The following is a 3522-nucleotide window of genomic DNA, read 5'->3' on the forward strand; positions in this document are numbered from 1 at the left end:
GGCAAATCGGACGTGAAAGTGGTCATAACTGACCCGAAGATGCCGGCGCGCACGCGAGGGCTCATCTTCCCATCACCTTTCGCCCTTAAAACCCGACAAATCGGGCGCGAAAGGGGCCGAAAGTTGATGGGAAGTTGCCGTAGCGCCCGCCCGCGCCTATCTGCCGGCCTCAACGGCCAGGCCTCAGCGGGCGGCGTCGCCCAGACCCGAGTTGGGCCAACTTAGTGCGCAGCGGCTCGGGTCTTGATGGCTTCGATGATCCGCGGGATATGGTCGGGTAGCGGGTCGGCGGCGGCGAATGCGTGTTCGCTGGGCCGGGGTACGCCGCCTGAGCCCGGAGCACGAGGACTACCCGCGCGCCCAAGATCGTCATACCGATGACTTTCTCGCTCCGCGCCGGTCTGTACACCGGAGACCGACTCACGGGAGGCTGGCGTCGTGCGGAAACTGGTCTACGGCATGAACCTGACCCTGGACGGCTACATCGCCGCACCCGGCGACGACATCGGCTGGAGCGGGCCGCCGAGCGACGAACTGTTCCAGTGGTGGCTCGACCAGGAGCGGGCGAGCGGCCTGTCGCTGTACGGGCGCAAGCTGTGGGAGACGATGAGTTCCTACTGGCCGACCGGCGACCAGCAGCCCAACGCCACCCCGGCGGAGATCGCGTTCGCGCAAAACTGGCGGGACACACCGAAGGTGGTGTTCTCCTCGACGATCGACAAGGTCGACTGGAACACCCGCCTGGTCGCCGGCGACGCGGTCGACGAGATCACCCGGCTCAAGGCCGAGGACGGCGGCCCGATGGGCATCGGCGGCGCGACGCTCGCCAGGGCTGCCATGCGGGCCGGGCTGATCGACGAGTACGCACTGGCCACCTACCCGGTCTTGGTGGGCGGCGGCACGCCGTTCTTCACGGCGCTGGATAGCTGGGTCAGCTTGAACCTGGTGGAGACGCGGACGTTCCCTGGCGGCATCGTGCTGACCAGATACGAGACGAGGCGCTGAGCGGTCGGGTCATGTGCGCGGCTCGTAGCACCGGAGGAACAGGCGCGGTTGCGTCACGCACGCGACCTCATAGACCGCGAAGACGGTCCGCACGTACGCCACCGGGCCACCTTGGGACTCTGAATTAGTGCGCAGATTCCGCCCGACCCGGAGATGAACCCACAGGTCAGCAACGTACGCCCCCGCTCAGGCCTTGATCGTGGCCCAAGTCAGGTTAAAACCCGACAAATCGGGTGCGAAGAGGCCGACAGTGATGGGAAGTTGCCGGAGCGCCCGCCCGGGCCTATCTGCCGGCCTCAACGGCCAGGCCTCAGCGGGCGGCGTCGCCCAGGCGGTATTCGTAGGTCAGCTCGTCCATTTGCCGCTTGAGGTCGGGGTCGAGCTTGTACTCCGCCGCGGCGAGGCTGGGGTCGAGCTGCTCGGGCCGGCTGGCCCCGATGATCGGCGCGGTGACCGCCTTGCTGGCGAGCACCCAGGCGACCGACAGCGTGACAAGGCTGGTCCCGGCCTGGTCGGCGAGCTTGCGGAGCGCCCCGACGGTCTCGAACGCGCGCTCGTTCCAGTACCGCTCCTGGTACATCTGCCCGGCCCAGCCGAGGGTGAAGCGGCCCTCGGGCGGCGGCGCGCTGCCGCTGTGCTTCCCGGACAGCAGCCCGCCCGCGATCGGGTTGTATGGGATCACGCCCACGCCGTCTTCCTCGCAGAAGGGCAGCATGTCCCGCTCGACCTGGCGGAACAGCAGGTTGTACCGCGGCTGGACGGAATCGAACCTGGCCAGCCGGAGGGTCTCGCTGCGGCCGATCGCCCGGACCAGCTGGTAGGTCAGGAAGTTGGAACAGCCGATGTAGCGGACCTTGCCGGAATGGACCAGGTCGTCGAGCGCGCCCAGTGTCTCGTCGATCGGCGTGTCCAGGTCGTAGCCGTGCAGCTGGTACAGGTCGATGTAGTCGGTCTGGAGCCGGCGCAGCGAGGCATCCACCGCGGACATGATGTGCTTGCGGGAGTTCCCCGCGTCGAACGGCGCGGGGCCGGTCGGCGCGAAGCACTTGGTCGCGATGATGAACCGGTCCCGCTTGCCCAGCATCCAGCGGCCGATGATTTCCTCGGTGCGGCCGCGGCTGGCCAGGTCACCGCCGAGCGGGTAGGCGTCGGACGAGTCGAGGAAGTCCACCCCCGCCTCTGCCGCCCGGTCCATGATCGCGAACCCGGTCGCCTCGTCGCTCTGCAATCCGAACGTCATCGTCCCCAGGCACAGCCGGGACACCTGCAGGCCGCTCCGGCCAAGTCTCGCGTGATCCACATCCGTGACGCTACCGCCACGCCGCCGGCCCGGCTAGGCGGCCCCGCCCTACTGTGATCCCGCGCCGGCTGGGTCCTTGGCACATACCGGACGTGGATCGTCCGTGATCACGCGTACTCTGCCTGGCATGGCTATCGCACGCTTCCCGAACTTCGTCATCGACTGTCCCGATCCCGGCGCGCTCGCGACCTTCTACGGCGCGCTGCTGGACTGGAAGACCGAAATCTCTGCGGACTGGGCCGAGATCCGCGCCGAGAACGGCAACTGCGTCTGCTTCCAGCCGGTGGCGGACTACACACCGCCGCAGTGGCCGGGTCAGCAGGTGCCGCAGCAGATGCATCTCGACGTGATCGTCGACGACCTCGACGCAGGTGAGGCGGCGGTGCTCGAACTCGGCGCGACCAAGCACGAGCATCAGCCCGGTACTACTTTCCGGGTGTTCCTCGACCCGGCGGGGCACCCGTTCTGCCTCTGCGTCGACTAGCTCTCCGGGGCGGCTGGACCACTATGCTGCTGCCAGCCGGAAGGAGACCCGACGTGACCGAGTTCCCCGTGACAGTGGTCGACGCGGGTCCCATGGTGCGGGCCACGCTGCTGCTCCCCGGCTGCCCGCCGGAGCGCGCCCTCGCGGCCTTCACCGACCCGACGACGCTGCGCCAGTGGTGGGGCGGGGAGCTCACCTTCACCCCCGCCGAGGGCGGTCCGTACATCGTGCATTTCGCCAAGCTCGGCCAGACCATGCGCGGTCGGGTCGTCGGCTACGAGCCGGGCAGCCGCCTGGAGTTCACCTGGGGCTGGGACCACGACCCCGGCGCGGCCGGGCGCACGGTCCTGGTCAGCGCCGACGACAGCACCAAAGGCACGGAGCTGACCGTCCTGCACGGCCCGCACGGGGAAGGCGCGGCGGAACAGGCCGCGCGCAGCGATCATCGCGAGGGCTGGGAGTACTTCCTGGCCAGGCTCGGCCAGTTCCTGGCGCCGGCCCGGTCGGAGTGACGGGTCAGCGGGACAGTGCCCCGGCCGGACGCGACCGTAGCTTCGCGCCGCCGATATCGGCCTTCTGGCCTTCGCGGTAGCCGTCGGCGTAGCCATTGCCGGTGTAGGTGACACGGGTTCGCCGGGTGCGCGGGTAGGCGTGCTCCGCCTGGCGGCGGACGGTCAGGGCGCGGTCGGCGAGCACCAGCTCCGCGGACGGGCCGCGGCCGTCGGCCGTGCCC

General features: G+C 69.2%; 5 protein-coding genes. 3 read left to right on the forward strand and 2 right to left on the reverse strand.

The features are described 5' to 3' along the window. The first annotated feature begins 438 nt into the window (after positions 1-438). Positions 439-1005 carry a dihydrofolate reductase family protein gene (locus WA805_RS04585; RefSeq protein ID WP_424562760.1) on the forward strand — a complete coding sequence of 189 codons (567 nt, stop codon included), beginning with the start codon at positions 439-441 and terminating at the stop codon, positions 1003-1005. 310 nt (positions 1006-1315) lie between these two features. On the opposite strand, the gene WA805_RS04590 is transcribed toward WA805_RS04585, so the two are convergent. Continuing rightward, on the reverse strand, positions 1316-2305 hold the full coding sequence (locus WA805_RS04590; protein WP_422288275.1) for an aldo/keto reductase: 990 nt from the start codon (positions 2303-2305) through the stop codon (positions 1316-1318). A gap of 127 nt (positions 2306-2432) precedes the next feature. Between WA805_RS04590 and WA805_RS04595 the strand changes: the two genes are divergently transcribed. Further along, positions 2433-2789 (forward strand): VOC family protein, encoded by a 357-nt coding sequence (locus tag WA805_RS04595; protein WP_422271130.1) that lies wholly within the window; start codon positions 2433-2435, stop codon positions 2787-2789. A 53-nt stretch (positions 2790-2842) separates the two neighbouring features. After that, positions 2843-3301 (forward strand): SRPBCC family protein, encoded by a 459-nt coding sequence (locus tag WA805_RS04600; protein ID WP_425241715.1) that lies wholly within the window; start codon positions 2843-2845, stop codon positions 3299-3301. Positions 3302-3305: 4 nt separating this feature from the next. Here WA805_RS04600 and WA805_RS04605 read toward each other — a convergent pair. Continuing rightward, on the reverse strand, positions 3306-3522 hold a 217-nt coding region (locus WA805_RS04605; protein WP_422288279.1), incomplete at its 5' end, for a hypothetical protein.

Origin of the sequence: Trebonia sp. (assembly GCF_049794275.1) — a bacterium.
Taxonomy (GTDB): Bacteria; Actinomycetota; Actinomycetes; order Streptosporangiales; family Streptosporangiaceae; genus Trebonia.